Here is a 14,675-nt window from a genome sequence, read left to right on the forward strand (position 1 = left end):
GCATGCTGACACCTGATGCTGTTATAGCGGTGATAGGCAGCGGCACCATGGGCGCAGGTATTGCGCAGGTGGCCGCCAGCGCGGGCCATGCCGTCTGGCTGTATGACATTCAGCCCGGCGCGGCAAAGCGCGCAATTGACGGCATTGACACCGCGCTAAGCGCCCGCGTTGCCAAAGGTAAGCTGGATGATGCCAGCCGTCAGTCAACGCTTGCCCGGCTGCATCCGGCAGAAACGCTGGCAGATTTGGCTCAGGCTGAGCTGGCGATTGAGGCGGCGGCCGAACAAATTGATATCAAGCAGGCGATCTTCCGCGATTTAGCGGCGGTGTGCGGCGCTGATACCGTCTTTGCCAGCAATACCTCCTCCATTTCCATCACCGCTATTGCCAGCGGAATCAGCCACCCGGCACGCGTGGTCGGGCTGCATTTCTTTAACCCTGCGCCGGTGATGAAGCTGGTGGAGGTGGTCAGCGGCCTGGAAACCTCGCCGGAAATTGCCGAGCGGCTTTGTGAACTGGCGCTGCGCTGGGGAAAACAGCCGGTACGTTGCCATTCCACGCCCGGCTTTATCGTTAACCGCGTGGCGCGGCCGTTTTATGCCGAAGCCTGGCGTGCGCTGGAGGAGCAGGTGGCTCCGGCTGCGGCCATCGATGCGGCTTTACGCGACGGTGCGGGCTTCCCGATGGGGCCGCTGGCGTTAACCGATCTGATTGGCCAGGACGTCAACTTCGCCGTGACCTGCTCGGTGTTTAACGCTTTCTGGCAGGAGCGCCGCTTCCTGCCTTCCTTAACCCAGCAGGAGCTGGTGCTGGGCAAGCGCCTGGGCAAGAAAACCGGGCAGGGCGTTTACCGCTGGCCGCTTGAGGCGAAGCCGGAGTACCAGCCCCAGATGTCCGAAGAATTTGCCGCAAAACAGGTTACGCAGTCCGGCAAAACGCTTGAGCTTGACGGCATTGTGGTCGCCATTACCAGCGGTATGACCGCCACTGCCATGTCAGCCGAACTGAAACGTCCGGTGGTGCTGCGGGACAGGCTGGCCGAGTCCGCTCTGGAAGTGCTGGCGCCTTCGGCTTCAGTGACGCCGCAGCAGTTGGCAAAGGTGACCCATTACTTCCAGCGGCAGGGTAAGCAGGTGCTGGTGATTAACGACTACCCAGGCATGCTGGCCTGGCGCACGGTGGCGATGCTGGCCAACGAGGCGCTGGACGCGCTGCAGAAAGGCGTGGCCGGAGAAGCGGATATCGATACCGCCATGCAGCTCGGCGTTAACTATCCGCAGGGGCCACTGGCCTGGGGAGCGCGGCTGGGCTGGCAAAATGTCTTAACGCTGCTGGAAAACCTCCAGCGCCACTACGGCGAAGAGCGTTACCGCCCGACGTCTTTACTGCGCCAGCGCGCGCTGCTGGAGAACCAACATGAGCACTAATGCCTGGGATAACGCTCGCCTGATGTACGCGCGCGACAACTGCGCCAAACAAATGGGGATTGAAGTTATTGAGATGGGCGACGGTTTTGCGCTGCTCACCATGACCATCACCGAAGCGATGCTCAACGGGCACCAGACCTGCCACGGCGGGCAGCTGTTTACCCTGGCCGATACCGCCTTTGCCTACGCCTGCAACAGCCAGGGGCTGGCGGCCGTAGCATCCGGTTGCAGCATTGAATTTCTGCGCCCCGGCAAGGCGGGCGATCGGCTAAAAGCGGTGGCGCATGTTCGTCAGCAGGGACGCCAGACCGGCGTCTACGACATCGAAATTATTAATCAGGATGAGAAGACGCTGGCGCTGTTCCGCGGCCGCGCCCATCGCATCGGTACGACGCTTTCAGGAGAAAAATTATGAGTCAGGCTTTTATTTGCGATGGCGTGCGTACTCCGATTGGCCGCTACGGCGGGGCGCTTTCTGGCGTGCGGGCGGATGACCTCGCCGCGTTGCCGTTAAAAGCGCTGCTGGCACGTTACCCAAATCTGGACTGGAGCGCCGTGGACGACGTGATCTTCGGCTGCGCGAACCAGGCCGGGGAAGATAACCGCGACGTGGCGCGCATGGCAACGCTGCTGGCGGGTATACCTGTTGAAGTTCCAGGCACAACCATTAACCGCCTGTGCGGTTCCGGGCTGGATGCCGTGGGCTTTGCCGCTCGCGCCATTAAAGCCGGTGATGCGCAGCTGATGCTGGCGGGCGGCGTGGAATCCATGTCCCGTGCGCCGTTTGTGATGGGCAAAGCCAGCTCGCCGTTCCAGCGTCAGGCGGAGATGTTTGACACCACCATCGGCTGGCGTTTTGTGAACCCGCTCATGGCCGCGCAATTTGGTACTGACAGCATGCCGGAAACGGCAGAGAATGTAGCGGAATTGTTAAAAATAAGCCGCGAAGACCAGGACCGATTTGCCTTTCGCAGCCAGCAGCGTACCGCCCGCGCGCAGCAAAAGGGCATTCTGGCCGAAGAGATCGTGCCGGTCACGCTCAGCGGGCGCAAAGGGGCTGTGACCGAAATGCGTGATGACGAGCATCCGCGCGCAGAAACCACGCTTGAGCAGCTGGCGGCGCTAAAAACGCCGTTCCGCGCCAACGGCGTAGTGACGGCGGGCAATGCTTCCGGCGTGAACGACGGGGCGGCGGCGCTGATTATCGCCAGCGAAGCCGCCGCGCTGCGGCACGGGCTGACGCCCAGGACGCGTATTGTCGCCATGGCGACGGCGGGCGTAGAGCCGCGTTTGATGGGGCTGGGGCCGGTTCCGGCGGTGCGAAAAGTGCTGGAAATTGCCGGGCTAAGCATCCACGACATGGACTTAATTGAACTAAACGAAGCCTTCGCCGCGCAGGCGCTCGGCGTGCTTCGCCAACTGGGGCTCCCGGATGATGCCCCGCATGTGAATCCTAACGGCGGCGCGATTGCGTTAGGACACCCGCTGGGGATGAGCGGAGCCAGACTGACGTTAACGGCCAGCCTGGAGCTGCACCGGCGCGGCGGGCGGTATGCCCTTTGCACCATGTGTATCGGTGTGGGTCAGGGCATTGCCCTGATCCTTGAGCGTGTGAGCTAGTCAAACCTGCGAGTACCCTAATAATGATAACCTCTGAAACCAAGCTGGAACCGATTGAAACCGCGTCGCTGGATGAGCTGCAGGCCCTGCAAACGCAGCGCCTGAAATGGACGCTTAACCACGCTTATAACAACGTCCCGATGTATAAGCGCAAATTTGACGCCGTGGGCGTGCACCCTGACGATTTTAAAGAGCTGAAAGACATTCGCCTGTTCCCTTGCACCACCAAGCAGGATCTGCGCGATAACTATCCTTTTGATACTTTCGCCGTGCCGATGGAGCAGGTCGTTCGTATTCACGCTTCTTCCGGGACGACGGGCAAACCTACGGTTGTGGGTTACACCCAAAACGACATTGATAACTGGGCTAACCTGGTGGCGCGTTCGCTGCGAGCCGCAGGCGGTACGCCAAAAGATAAAATTCACGTTTCCTACGGCTACGGCCTGTTTACCGGCGGGCTGGGCGCGCACTACGGCGCAGAGCGCCTTGGGGCGACCGTTATCCCGATGTCCGGCGGCCAGACTGAAAAACAGGCGCAGCTGATCCGCGATTTTCAGCCGGACATGATCATGGTCACGCCGTCCTGGTGCCTGAACCTGATTGAAGAGCTGGAACGCCAGATGGGCGGTGACGCCAGCGGCTGCTCGCTGCGCGTGGGCGTTTTTGGCGCGGAGCCGTGGACCAAAGCCATGCGGGCAGAAATTGAACGCCGCTTGGGCATCACCGCGCTGGATATTTACGGCCTGTCAGAAGTGATGGGGCCGGGCGTGGCGATGGAGTGCCTGGAGTCGCGTGATGGCCCGACGATCTGGGAAGACCATTTCTACCCGGAAATCGTAGATCCGCAGGGCGGCGTGCCGCTGGAAGACGGCGAGCACGGCGAGCTGCTATTCACCACGTTAACCAAGGAAGCGCTGCCGGTTATCCGCTACCGCACCCGCGACTTAACTCGCCTGCTGCCCGGCAGCTCACGTACCATGCGCCGTATGGACCAGATTACCGGCCGTTCCGACGACATGCTGATCATTCGCGGCGTGAACGTATTCCCGTCCCAGCTGGAAGAAGAGATCCTGAAATTCCAGCACCTGGCGCCGCATTACCAGCTGGAAGTGCATCGTCGTGGGCATCTTGACACTCTGGCGATCAAGGTAGAGCTGAAGGAGAGCAGCCTGTATCTCAGTCACGAACAGCGCTGTGGGGTTTGCCACGAGCTGCGGCATCGCATTAAGTCTATGGTAGGGATTTCAACGGATATCACCATCGTGAACTGCGGCAGCCTGCCTCGTTCTGAAGGCAAAGCAATCCGGGTTTGCGACCTGCGTCAGGCGGCTAATCATTAACTAAACGTGACATTGTCACTAATGACGGGCCGATGGATAACCTTCCACGGCCCGTATTTCTTCCCGGCCGCAGTAATTGTAAATCTTTTTGTCTTCTTACATGAGATCGGAAAGCCTTTGTACCGGTGCAAAGGCTTTCACCGTTGGGCAGGAACTGGTGACGCACACAGATTGATTTAACTTATTGTTTTTAATAATGTATTTATCGACTAAAGTTATTCCGTTCACCTATAGTTCGATTTTCCCTGCACGTTAAGAGCACGGTGAACGTGTCCGGGGGACGAATCTTCCCCTCACCCCAGCCCTCTCCCCAAAGGGGCGAGGGAGAAAAAAAGCTATGGGAAACATTGTTTATCACCTCTCCCCAAAGGGGCGAGGGAGAAAGTTAGTTAAACGGCTCGCCCAGCGTCAGCATCAGACGGTTTGCCCAGGCGAAAAAGGCCGTGGACTGCACCAAATCCAGCAGCTCAAGCTCGCTTAATCCCAGTTCTCTCAGGGCTTGTATCTGTTGAGCATTGGCGCTCGCTGGGGTGGAGGATAACGCCGTAGAAAAGTTAATTTCGGCCTGCCAGCGAGGGGACTGTCCATCGCTCAGCGTCCCGCCCGGTTCGATGGCGAGCAAACGTTCGATGGCTTCGTTATGTTTTGAAAGCTGGCTGGCCTTGCGGGCGTGAACCGACGCGCAGTAAATGCAGCCGTTTACCTTGCTGGCAACCGTGGCGGCAAGCTCGCGTTCGGCTCGGGGCAAACCGCCCGGCGTGTAGAAAATCCCTTTGTCGGTAAGGGTACGCTGCTCCAGCACCGGCAGGTTGCGTCCCAGCAGACGGAAATAATCCGAGTCCTGGTGCCCGAAGCGCTTGAGCGTTTCCTGCTGCTCCGGGCCGTATTCCGCATAAGGCAGGGCGGCTATCCACGGTTCCCAGTTAAGCTCGGCCTGGGTAAACGCCACCGGGGCGGATTTGCCGCTGGCGGTGAGCGGCTGTCGGTGCCACTCTCCGGCAGCCGGAATGCGCACCTGTTCGCCGTCTACCGGCTGGCCGCCAATCAGGCGCAGCCCGCGTAGCAGGCGGCTCTGAAAGGCCACGAAGCCAATAATTTGTGACAGCGTCACCACTTCTTCTTCGCTAAAACCCGCCTGAGTCAGGGCGTTGACGTCCTGCGAGCCAGCCTGTACCGGCTGAAAACTTAGCCTCTCAGCATGATTGAGCAGCGTGCTAAAGCGTTCGCTGGCGGGTTTGCCTGCCAGACGCCGGGTATAATGGTCCGCGAGCCGGGCATCGTCGTGCCATTCCGCCACTCGCCTGGCGAGATGAAGCCTTTCCACTAACGTCAGGCCACTTGCGCTGGTCTCGCCGAAAAGCGCCTCATAACTGCCCTGCGCGTGGCTTGTTGCGGCTTCGCGAATTTCCCGAGCCTCAGCAAGCGAGGTGCCGGGGATAATGTCTGCCAGCTGATTAAGCAGGTCCGAATGACTCATAATGACTCCTTAGACAGTGAAGATGTAGCGGTTGGGTGGGCGCTGCTGCGAACCCAGCCGAGCGCCGGGGCAACCTGCTGCGCGAGCAGTTCGATGGAACGCAAAATGTAGGCGTGCGGCGGATCGATGGAATGCACCTGGAACGAAAGATCGGTCACGCGCTGGAGCGTGCTGTCGCGGAGCAGTGAGGCAATAACCTGCTGCGGCGTGCCCAGGTGAACGTCAAACGCGGCAATATGGCTATCCAGCGTGTCGCCCAAAACCGGGTGTCCCTGCGCCCGGTGCTGTTCTGCCTGCTGGCGCAGTCCTCTTGCCGCGAGCTGTCTCGCCAGTTCGGCGTCGTCAGTGACAAAACCGGTTCTTGAGCCCAGGATGCGCGGCTCAACACCTTCGGGCAAGGCGTCCAGATAGGCATCAATGATTGGGTTTTGAATCTCATCCAGCGGGGTATCCAGCGCGTCGACCGGACGAGGTTGGGTGCGGGAAAGCATCAGCCCGTCACCCGCTTTTCCCGCTCGCGCACCGCCATCGACGGAAAACGTCGCCTGCCAGATACGGCTTTTTAGCTGCGGTGAGGCCGGGTAAAGGTGGTTATCCGTGCCCGCAAGCGGCTCATCGTTCAGGGCCGAGCGCAGTATTGCGAGATTGTCGGCGTAAATTTTTCCCCTTTCCGCGCTCAGTAGTCCAAACGCCGGGAAAGAACCCGGCGTGCCGCCTGAACCGACGCCAAGCTCAAAGCGCCCGCCGCTGAGCAGATCCAGCACGACCGCGTCTTCCGCCACGCGTAGCGCAGACTCCATTGGCAGGGTAATAATGCCCGTGCCAAGCCGTATGCGCCGGGTGTGAGCCGCCACGTGGCTCAGAAAAACCAGCGGGGCAGGCAGGCCACCCTCGGCTTCGTGAAAGTGGTGCTGTGCTACCCAGGCGGCGTCGAAACCGTGCCATTCGGCGTGAATAATTTGCTCCGTTGCCAGCCGATAGCGTTCGGCGGCCGGGGCGTGGTCAAGCAGGCGAGTAAAAAAGCCCAGTCGTTTAATGGTCATGCAACGTCCTTATGGCCGGAGCCAATATCGGGAATAGCGTTAAGCAGCTGCCAGGTATAATCGCTGGCCGGGGCGTTAAATACGTCGGCAATCGGGCCGTTATCCACCAGCTCACCGGCGCGCAGAACAGAAACGCTGTGCGCCAGCTGGCGGACGGTGGCGAGGTCGTGAGAAATAAACAGGTAAGTCAGGCCGAGCTGCCGCTGTAAGTCGTCGAGCAGGCGTAAAATTTGCGCCTGCACCGTCACATCCAGTGCAGAGGTGGCCTCATCCAGCACCAGAATTTGTGGCTCCAGAATCAGCGCGCGAGCAATGGCGACGCGCTGGCGTTGCCCGCCAGAAAGCTCGCGAGGTTTACGGGTTAATGCCTCAAGCGGGAGCGCAACGCGTTCGGTGATGGCTTCAACTTTGGCGCGCCGCTCGGCCTTCGACAGCTTGCCGAAGTTAAGCAGCGGCTCTTCAATGATGCGAAATAGCGTCTGGCTCGGATCCAGCGAGGCAAAAGGGTTCTGATAAACCAGCTGAATTTTTTGCCGGAGCTGTCGGCGGGCCTCCGGGCTGAGATCGGTGGTGTCGATGCCGTCAATCAGCACTTTCCCTGCGTCCGGCTTCTGGAAGCCAAGCAGAATACGCGCCAGCGTCGATTTACCGGAACCGGACTCGCCGACCAGCGCGTGGGTGGTGCCTTTGGCCACGGTAAATGAAACGTCGTCCAGCGCCCGCAGCGTCTGGGCGCTGTCTTTGCCAAGCGAAAAATGCTGACTCAGATTACGGATCTCAATTGCGGCGGTTTGCGGGGCGCGTAGCGGCCAGGGGCGCAGCGTGCGCGACAGGCCAGGCGCATCGGCAAACAGCTGGCGGGTATAAGGATTTTTAGGGTACTTCACCACTTCAGCGGTCGGGCCGGACTCCTGGATTCGCCCGTCACGGAACACCAGAATACGGTCGGAACGCTGGGCGGCCAGCGCCAGGTCGTGCGTCACGAACAGCACCGCCGTGCCGGATTCACGGCGCAGAGTATCCAGCAAATCAAGAATGCGCTTCTGCACCGTAACGTCCAGCGCGCTGGTCGGCTCATCGGCAATAATCAGCGCGGGTTTAAGCGCGATAGCCATGGCGATCAGCACCCGCTGTTTCATGCCGCCGGAAAGCTGATGTGGGTATTGGTTGGCCCGCTGCGCAGGGTGGCTGAGCCCCACTTTTTCGAGCAGCGCAACCACCTGGCTTTCTCGCTCGGCTTTAGGCTGGCGGGTATGAAGCTTCAGCACCTCGGCCACCTGCTGGCCGATGGTTTTTACCGGGTTTAACGAACTGCCCGGATCCTGCGGGATCAGGCTGATGCTGGCCCCGCGCAGGGCGTCGAGCTGACGCTCTGACCAGCGGCTGACTGGCTCGCCGTTGAGCTGGATTTCGCCAGATTCGATAATGCCGTTTTCACCCAGCAGCCCAATAATCGACTGGGCAAGGGTCGTTTTCCCTGAGCCAGATTCGCCGACTATCGCCAGCACTTCTCCGGCGTGCAGGCTAAAAGAAGCGTTGTGCACTACGCGCCTGCTGCCACCACGTTGACGCCAGGCGATGCTCAGATTAGTAATTTTTAACAGCGGTGTATTCATGACGACCTCCGGGCAAAATGGTGGCTTAGTCGGTTAACGGCCAACACCACGGCTACGACTACAACGCCTGGGAACGTGGAGAGCCACCAGGCCGTCGCCAGATAGTTCCGGCCTTCGGCAATCAGTAAACCCCATTCCGGCGTCGGCGGCGGGGTGCCGTAACCCAGAAAACTCAGCGTAGAGAGCGCCAGAATAGCGGAGCCAAACTGCAGCGCGGCAAAGGCGAACACCGAGGTCAGCGCATTCGGCAAAATATGGCGCCAAAGCACCTGCAGGAATGTGCCGCCGCTGCCGACGGCAGCCTCGACGTAATCGCTGTGACGAATACGAACCACTTCCGCACGGGCCAGGCGGGTAAAGTTGGCAATCGACGTAATCCCGACGGCGATGGCCGCATTCACCGTGCCGAAACCAAGCAGAATAATAACGCTGAGCGAAAGCAGCAGGCCGGGGATCGCCAGCAGCACGTCGACGCCGCGCATTAGCGCGTGTTCAGTCTTGCCTCCGGTTGCCCCGGCCAGGACGCCAAGTGCGGTCCCGACCACCAGGCCAAGCGCCACGGCCACCAGCGCGCCGGAAAGCGAGTGAGAAGCCCCCCAGACGATTCGCGCGTAGAGATCGCGCCCAAGCTGGTCGGTGCCCAGCCAGTGCCCGGCCTGGGGGGCAAGGCGCTGCGCACCCGGCACGCCTTCGGTAGGGCTCCACTGAGTAAACAGCGACGGGAACAGCGCCCAAAGTGCGACAATAATCAGCGTTAACCATGCCAGCCAAAGGCCGGGCTGAATGCTGGCGCGGAAGCCGGAGAACCGGCGCTCCGTCCGGCGCGGCAGCGGGGTATTGATATCAACGGTCGTCATGCGGTTACTCCCCGAATAGACTTCAGGCGCGGATCGAGCAGGGGATAAATCACATCCACCAGCAGGTTAATGACCACGAAGCTCAGGGCGGAAATCATCACCACCGCCTGCAGCACGGCGACGTCCTGATTATTCACCGCCCGCTGCGTCAGCTGTCCCAGGCCGTTAAGGCCAAAAACGGTTTCGGTGATAAGCGCCCCGGCAATCAGTTCACCCAGCAGCAAACCGGCCACGGTCAGCACCGGCAGCAGAGCGTTACGGGCAACGTGTCGCCACAGGACACCCGCGCGGCTGCCGCCTTTTGCGCGGGCAACGGCCACATAAGGCTGAGTCAGCACCTGGTCGATATTCCTCATCAGCAACTGGGCAAGCGGGGCGCTGATTGGCACAGCGAGCGTGGCGACCGGCAAAATGAGCCCCTGCCAGAAGCCGGGATTGATTACCGGAATCAGCCGCCAGTGGAAGGAAAACAGCTGGATTAACGCAATGCCGAGCCAGAAGGTCGGCACGGCGATAAACAGGGCCGGAAGGTTGGCAAACAACGTTCGAAGCCAGCGAAGCGGTGCGAGCGTGGAGGCCGCTGAAATACCGACGGCGAGAATAATCGCGGCGGCAAAACCCAGCCCGGCTAAGCGCAGCGTCGAAGGCAGATTGGCGGTAATCAGCTGGCTGACCGAAACGCCAGCCTCGATGGAATAGCCAAAATCACCGCGCAGCATATGGCCAAGCGTTGTCAGATACTGCTGCCACAGCGGGGTGCTTTCGCCGTAGATAACGCGCATCTCCTGAATCTGTTCCGCGCTAAGCCCAAGGTCAGGGTTCTGGAATTTGATCAGGATGGCGTCTCCTGGCAATAGCTGCAGAAGAATGAACGACACGCTATAGGCCGCCCACAGTACCAGCAACGCCTGGGCAGTGCGCCCGGCCAGATAACGTGTCATGGCTACCCCTTAGTGTTTTTCAAGCCAGGCGGCGTAGAACGAAGGGCGGCCCACGGCTTCAAAGGCAACGCCCTTCAGCCACGGCGCACCGGCAAAGACCTGTGGCTCTTCAAAAATCGGGATCACGTAGGCCTGGTCAATCAGATAACGCTGGGCGTCACCTGCCAGCACGAGACGCTTTTGCGGATCGACTTCGGACGAAATCCCGACGAGCAGGGCGTTCAGCTTGTCATCGCTAAACTGCGAGGTAGCGCTGAGCCCGCCTTTTTGCAGCAGGGCATCGCGGTTGGCCGGATGGAACTGACTTTTAATCACGTCCGGATCGGCACGGCCCACTTCGATAACGTTAACCCCGGTTTTCTGCGGATTGTTGGTATCCAGCACCCGGCTACCGGCATCCCCGGCGCGCACGCTAAGGCCAACGCCGATTTGCTTCCACTGCTGGGCAACCAGCTGTAAAACCTCTTTATTCTGCGGCTGCGGTAGGGATTCATAGATGGTCAGCGCCAGCGGTTTACCGTCTTTCTCGCGAATACCGTTGCTGCCTTTTTTCCAGCCGGCGTCATCAAGCAGCTTATTCGCCAGCGTCGGGTCATATTTCAGCTTATCGCGCAGGTCAACGTACCCGGCGGCGGTGCTGGCAATCACCGAGGTGGCCACCGGATAGTTAGCTGAGAACAGGGTGTCAACAACCTGCTGAGCGTTGGTGCCGTGCAGCAGCGCCTGGCGGACTTTGACGTCGGCTACCAACGGGTTATCCGGGCGCAGCGCAATGCCGTCGTTCACGCCCCGGGTGGGTGCCGCGTAGACAGGGAACTTCTGGTCGGTGGCCTGCTTCTCATCGTAGGCCTGTACCTGACGAATAAAGTCGGCCTGGCCCGCCAGCAGCGCGCCAATGCGCACGCTGTCTTCAGGCGTGACCAGGATCTTGATGCCGTCGAGGTTGGCTGGCCCCTGCTGCGGACTGTTTTTCGGCCCCCACTGGTAGTCTTTGCGGGCAACTAAATCCACTTCGCGGCCCAGGGTTTCGTTTTGCACCACGAACGGCCCGGAGCCGATGATATTGCGGGCATCGCCCAGTTCATCAAAGTTACGTGCCAGCGTTTTCAGCGAAACCAGGCCTGAGCCGATGGTCGCGGTGCCCTGTAAAAAGCCCGGAGACGGCTTTTTAAAGAAGAACTTCACCGTCAGAGGGTCGATAACTTCGCTGTGGTCATAGTTGTTGATGACTTCGGAAACCGGCAGGCGCAGGGCTTTATTGCCGAGGCCGTAGGTATCAAAGTTTTTGGCTACCGCGTTGGCGTCCAGCGGGGTACCGTCGGAGAACGTTACGCCCGGCCGCAGTTTGAAGGTGTATTCGGTTTTATCCGCGTTGCTGGTCCACGATTCGGCAATCCACGGCTCAACTTCCAGCGTTTTAGGGTTCTGCCAGGTCAATTTGTCGGTGACCTGGTTCAGGATCCCGCCGTTGGGGTAGAAGCCTCCGGCCGGAGGGTAAAGGTTGGTGTGAGCCTGTTGTTCCAGGTAGACCAATTCGCCGCCTTTGATCGGGGCGGCGCTGGTGCTGAAAGCAGCAAAGGCTGCTGCTAATGCCAGCCCGCGAGCGATAGCGGTCTGGCGAGGCGATGATGGCATGGTGTTATCCTTTATTGTCTGATTGTTAGTAGCGCACGCAGCGCCTTGAAACTCATAACAACTCAGGCAATAAAGGATGAGAACGAAGAAAATCTACTAACGATTGTTGAAAATCGACTTAACGCAAATAGGTGGCTGGCCGTCTGTGGGTGACCGCATGATGGTGTTCCCGGAAATCATCAGCGGAATCTTCTGCCGCCTGGCGCAGTTCATCGCTGTCTGCCTGGTGGCTAAGCTGAATATCGATATCTTTCACCACGAAGTATTCGTGCCCGTGACGCTCGGCCAGGGTCTGTCCGGAGAAAAGTGCGGTCACAATTAATAACAGGATAATGCTCAGCTGATTTTTTAGTGCCATCTTGTCGCGCCTCGTGTGTGTTTTTCCTTGTACGGAACGTGGCTACTCTAGCGATAATCCCGTCGCGGAACTATTCGACTTATCAAAAGTGAGTTAAAGGTTTGTCAGCAAGGTAAAAGCGGGAAAGGAAGTTGTTTTGTTGCGCTGCGGTTAACCTGAGGTGTGCAGGGAGGCCGCCGTAAAGGCGGCAGCCCGATCAGTGAATACCCGCCAGACGCAGGAGCGCCGTCACCAGCGCGGCGGCAATAATCACGAAGATCAGCGGTACCTTGCGCCAGGCGAGGAACACCGCCACGGCCACGCCTGCAAACCTGGCGTACCCTGCGAAATGAGAGCCTTCAAAAAACGTGGTCGCCAGGGCGACGGAAAACAGCAGGGTGGTCGCCCCGTCGTTAAGCAGCTTTTGTGCACGGTCGGACAGCGCCATCTTGTTGCCAAGCTTCGCGCCGGTAAAACGCATCAGCCACGTTCCCGCAGACAGCACGGCCAGCCCGGCAAGCACGGTAAGGGTATAGGTCATTATTTTTTCCTCGCCAGCAGGCCTAACATGGAAAGCAGCACCGGCAGCCCAACGGGAGCAAAAGGCGTGGCGGCCAGTGAAATAGCTGCCCCGGTTGAGGCGCGAACCAGCGTGGTACGGCTTTTAAAGGCCGGAATAACCAGCGCCAGCAGAATAGCCGGGAAAACCGCGTCCAGCCCGATAACTTCCGGCGAAGGAAGCAGGCTGCCTACCGCCGCGCCGAGCAGGGTTCCCGCAGGCCAGAAAAGTGCGACACCCGCGCCGCAGAGCCAGTAGGCGGCTTTGCGTTTTTCAGGCGTGGCCTGAGACAGGCCGAAAACGACGCTCTCGTCGTTCATGATATGGCAGCCCAGGAGGCTTAGCAGGCGTGTGCCCACCAGTTCCCGTACGGCGACGCCAAACGGAATATGCCTGGCGTTAACCAGCAGGCCAGCCATCGCGGCCGCAAAAGGATTACCGCCGCTGGCGATAATGCCGATAAACATAAATTCGGATGCCCCCGCCAGCACCACAAAAGAGGCCAGCACCGGCAGCCAGAGCGGGAAGCCGTAGGCCATCGCGAGTGAGCCGTAAGAAACGCCCACGACGCCGACGGCGAGGCAGACGAGGAAAATGGCTTTTTTGGTGTCTCCGGGCAGGGTGCGGAGGTGGGCGCGCATCATGTAATGGTTTCCATATCGAACGAAATCGCCATTATAATGACCGCAATCTGCTACCATATCAAGCGAACGAATCGTTCATTTTATCGAACAGTGGGGAGTTTAATGACTCAGCCAATAGACACTATAGCCAGAAGCCTGGCACGGGAGCGCGGGCGCGCAGGGCTGTCGCTGGCGGAAGTGGCCCGCAGGGCCGGTATTGCAAAATCCACGCTCTCGCAGCTGGAAGCGGGAAACGGTAATCCTAGCCTGGAGACGCTATGGGCGCTGTGCGTGGCGCTGAATATTCCCTTTGCCACGCTGCTGGAGCCACAAAGCGCCAGAACGCAGATTATTCGCCGGGGAGAAGGCAGCCGCATTTCCGCCGAGCAGGCCAACTATGTGGCTATTTTACTGGCAAGCTGCCCGCCGGGCGTGCGTCGGGATATCTATCTGGTTGAAGCGCAGCCGGGCACACCGAGGCTTTCGGAGCCGCATCCGCCGGGCTCGGTGGAGCATATGATTGTGACGCAGGGGCGGGCGCTGGTCGGCCTGACCGAGTCGGCAGAAGAGCTGGCGGTTGGCGACTATATTTGTTACCCGGCGGACCAGCCGCATATTTTTCGCGCGCTGGAGCCGGACACGATGGCCATCATGGTGGCGGAGCAGAATTAACGCCGGACGCGGGCTGCCTCTTTAGGACAGCCCGTTTTCATTAATGGGCCACGGATTTGGAGAAGAGGTTAATCACCAGCACGCCAAGAATAATCAGCGCCAAGCCCGCCAGCGCAGGCCAGTCGAGCTTTTGCCCGAGGAAAAGCCAGCCAATCATGCCGATTAACACGATCCCCGCGCCGGACCAGATGGCGTAAATGATCCCGGTTGGGATAGTGCGCATGGTTATCGACAGCGCATAAAAAGCGACCGCATAGAACAGGACGGTGACGACGCTGGGCCACAGTCGGCTGAAACCATCGGAAAGTTTTAAAGCGGTGGTAGCAATCACTTCGGCAACGATTGCGAGAATAAGCCAGCTGTAGGTCATGTTCGGTTGTATCCAGTGGTGAACGGCGGTTGCGGAGCGCTATTTTGACCTGGCGCCGATTTTTTCGAAAGACAGGAAAACGAAAAGGTTTATAGATACTCCCGCTGTGTTTATGGGCTGTTTAATTTGTTAAATGTCGAGTGTTATGCTGGTTAAAA

At 59.5% G+C, this 14,675-nt stretch carries 15 protein-coding genes; 5 read left to right on the top strand and 10 right to left on the bottom strand.

What is annotated here, in order from left to right; translation table 11 throughout:
- The first annotated feature begins 2 nt into the window (after nucleotides 1-2).
- From JT31_RS00485 to paaK, 4 genes are read left to right on the top strand one after another with little or no spacing between them, the layout of a single operon-like run.
- On the top strand, nucleotides 3-1,427 hold the full coding sequence (locus JT31_RS00485) for a 3-hydroxyacyl-CoA dehydrogenase (protein ID WP_038472111.1): 1,425 nt from the start codon (nucleotides 3-5) through the stop codon (nucleotides 1,425-1,427).
- Nucleotides 1,417-1,842, top strand: a complete 426-nt coding sequence (gene paaI / locus JT31_RS00490) for a hydroxyphenylacetyl-CoA thioesterase PaaI (RefSeq protein WP_038472113.1) — start codon at nucleotides 1,417-1,419, stop codon at nucleotides 1,840-1,842. Before JT31_RS00485 ends, paaI begins: the two co-directional genes overlap by 11 nt.
- A complete protein-coding gene (gene pcaF, locus JT31_RS00495; protein ID WP_038472115.1) occupies nucleotides 1,839-3,047 on the top strand; it encodes a 3-oxoadipyl-CoA thiolase in 1,209 nt (402 codons plus the stop codon). The genes paaI and pcaF overlap by 4 nt, the downstream gene beginning before the upstream one ends.
- Nucleotides 3,048-3,070: 23 nt before the next feature.
- The gene (paaK, locus tag JT31_RS00500) at nucleotides 3,071-4,387 is read left to right on the top strand and encodes a phenylacetate--CoA ligase PaaK (protein ID WP_038472117.1); all 1,317 of its coding nucleotides are present in this window, start codon (nucleotides 3,071-3,073) and stop codon (nucleotides 4,385-4,387) included.
- A 385-nt stretch (nucleotides 4,388-4,772) separates the two neighbouring features.
- Here the strand turns inward: paaK and JT31_RS00505 are convergent, their stop codons facing one another.
- From JT31_RS00505 to JT31_RS00545, 9 genes are all read right to left on the bottom strand, one after another.
- Complete coding sequence (locus JT31_RS00505; RefSeq protein ID WP_038472119.1) at nucleotides 4,773-5,864, bottom strand: alkylhydroperoxidase domain protein; 1,092 nt, start codon at nucleotides 5,862-5,864, stop codon at nucleotides 4,773-4,775.
- Nucleotides 5,861-6,907 carry a putative FMN-dependent luciferase-like monooxygenase gene (locus JT31_RS00510; protein WP_038472121.1) on the bottom strand — a complete coding sequence of 349 codons (1,047 nt, stop codon included), beginning with the start codon at nucleotides 6,905-6,907 and terminating at the stop codon, nucleotides 5,861-5,863. The genes JT31_RS00505 and JT31_RS00510 overlap by 4 nt, the downstream gene beginning before the upstream one ends.
- A complete protein-coding gene (locus JT31_RS00515; protein WP_038472123.1) occupies nucleotides 6,904-8,523 on the bottom strand; it encodes a dipeptide ABC transporter ATP-binding protein in 1,620 nt (539 codons plus the stop codon). The genes JT31_RS00510 and JT31_RS00515 overlap by 4 nt, the downstream gene beginning before the upstream one ends.
- Nucleotides 8,520-9,380, bottom strand: a complete 861-nt coding sequence (locus JT31_RS00520; protein ID WP_038472125.1) for an ABC transporter permease — start codon at nucleotides 9,378-9,380, stop codon at nucleotides 8,520-8,522. Before JT31_RS00520 ends, JT31_RS00515 begins: the two co-directional genes overlap by 4 nt.
- Entirely contained in the window at nucleotides 9,377-10,321 is a 945-nt protein-coding gene (locus JT31_RS00525) for an ABC transporter permease (RefSeq protein ID WP_038472127.1), read from the bottom strand. The genes JT31_RS00520 and JT31_RS00525 overlap by 4 nt, the downstream gene beginning before the upstream one ends.
- Before the next feature lie 9 nt (nucleotides 10,322-10,330).
- Nucleotides 10,331-11,956: a TIGR04028 family ABC transporter substrate-binding protein gene (locus tag JT31_RS00530; RefSeq protein ID WP_038472129.1), complete on the bottom strand. Its 1,626-nt coding sequence runs from the start codon at nucleotides 11,954-11,956 to the stop codon at nucleotides 10,331-10,333.
- 118 nt (nucleotides 11,957-12,074) lie between these two features.
- Nucleotides 12,075-12,314: a DUF2554 family protein gene (locus tag JT31_RS00535; RefSeq protein WP_038472131.1), complete on the bottom strand. Its 240-nt coding sequence runs from the start codon at nucleotides 12,312-12,314 to the stop codon at nucleotides 12,075-12,077.
- 196 nt (nucleotides 12,315-12,510) lie between these two features.
- On the bottom strand, nucleotides 12,511-12,834 hold the full coding sequence (locus tag JT31_RS00540) for an AzlD domain-containing protein (RefSeq protein WP_038472133.1): 324 nt from the start codon (nucleotides 12,832-12,834) through the stop codon (nucleotides 12,511-12,513).
- Complete coding sequence (locus tag JT31_RS00545; RefSeq protein WP_038482572.1) at nucleotides 12,834-13,493, bottom strand: AzlC family ABC transporter permease; 660 nt, start codon at nucleotides 13,491-13,493, stop codon at nucleotides 12,834-12,836. Before JT31_RS00545 ends, JT31_RS00540 begins: the two co-directional genes overlap by 1 nt.
- Before the next feature lie 105 nt (nucleotides 13,494-13,598).
- On the opposite strand from JT31_RS00545, the gene JT31_RS00550 reads away from it, so the two are divergent.
- The gene (locus tag JT31_RS00550) at nucleotides 13,599-14,147 is read left to right on the top strand and encodes a helix-turn-helix domain-containing protein (RefSeq protein WP_038472135.1); all 549 of its coding nucleotides are present in this window, start codon (nucleotides 13,599-13,601) and stop codon (nucleotides 14,145-14,147) included.
- A 40-nt stretch (nucleotides 14,148-14,187) separates the two neighbouring features.
- Here the strand turns inward: JT31_RS00550 and JT31_RS00555 are convergent, their stop codons facing one another.
- A complete protein-coding gene (locus JT31_RS00555; RefSeq protein ID WP_038472137.1) occupies nucleotides 14,188-14,517 on the bottom strand; it encodes an SMR family transporter in 330 nt (109 codons plus the stop codon).
- Between the last annotated feature and the right edge of the window lie 158 nt (nucleotides 14,518-14,675).

Origin of the sequence: Cedecea neteri (genome assembly GCF_000757825.1) — a bacterium.
GTDB lineage: Bacteria > Pseudomonadota > Gammaproteobacteria > Enterobacterales > Enterobacteriaceae > Cedecea > Cedecea selenatireducens.

Excerpts from the sequence above, each read along its gene's own strand:
- JT31_RS00510 (WP_038472121.1), bottom strand. The coding sequence starts at position 6,907 with ATGACCATTAAACGACTGGGCTTTTTTACTCGCCTGCTTGACCACGCC.
- JT31_RS00505 (WP_038472119.1), bottom strand. The coding sequence starts at position 5,864 with ATGAGTCATTCGGACCTGCTTAATCAGCTGGCAGACATTATCCCCGGC.
- JT31_RS00555 (WP_038472137.1), bottom strand. The coding sequence starts at position 14,517 with ATGACCTACAGCTGGCTTATTCTCGCAATCGTTGCCGAAGTGATTGCT.
- JT31_RS00545 (WP_038482572.1), bottom strand. The coding sequence starts at position 13,493 with ATGCGCGCCCACCTCCGCACCCTGCCCGGAGACACCAAAAAAGCCATT.
- JT31_RS00550 (WP_038472135.1), top strand. The coding sequence starts at position 13,599 with ATGACTCAGCCAATAGACACTATAGCCAGAAGCCTGGCACGGGAGCGC.
- JT31_RS00520 (WP_038472125.1), bottom strand. The coding sequence starts at position 9,380 with ATGACGACCGTTGATATCAATACCCCGCTGCCGCGCCGGACGGAGCGC.
- JT31_RS00485 (WP_038472111.1), top strand. The coding sequence starts at position 3 with ATGCTGACACCTGATGCTGTTATAGCGGTGATAGGCAGCGGCACCATG.
- JT31_RS00515 (WP_038472123.1), bottom strand. The coding sequence starts at position 8,523 with ATGAATACACCGCTGTTAAAAATTACTAATCTGAGCATCGCCTGGCGT.
- JT31_RS00525 (WP_038472127.1), bottom strand. The coding sequence starts at position 10,321 with ATGACACGTTATCTGGCCGGGCGCACTGCCCAGGCGTTGCTGGTACTG.
- JT31_RS00540 (WP_038472133.1), bottom strand. The coding sequence starts at position 12,834 with ATGACCTATACCCTTACCGTGCTTGCCGGGCTGGCCGTGCTGTCTGCG.
- pcaF (WP_038472115.1), top strand. The coding sequence starts at position 1,839 with ATGAGTCAGGCTTTTATTTGCGATGGCGTGCGTACTCCGATTGGCCGC.
- JT31_RS00530 (WP_038472129.1), bottom strand. The coding sequence starts at position 11,956 with ATGCCATCATCGCCTCGCCAGACCGCTATCGCTCGCGGGCTGGCATTA.
- paaK (WP_038472117.1), top strand. The coding sequence starts at position 3,071 with ATGATAACCTCTGAAACCAAGCTGGAACCGATTGAAACCGCGTCGCTG.
- paaI (WP_038472113.1), top strand. The coding sequence starts at position 1,417 with ATGAGCACTAATGCCTGGGATAACGCTCGCCTGATGTACGCGCGCGAC.
- JT31_RS00535 (WP_038472131.1), bottom strand. The coding sequence starts at position 12,314 with ATGGCACTAAAAAATCAGCTGAGCATTATCCTGTTATTAATTGTGACC.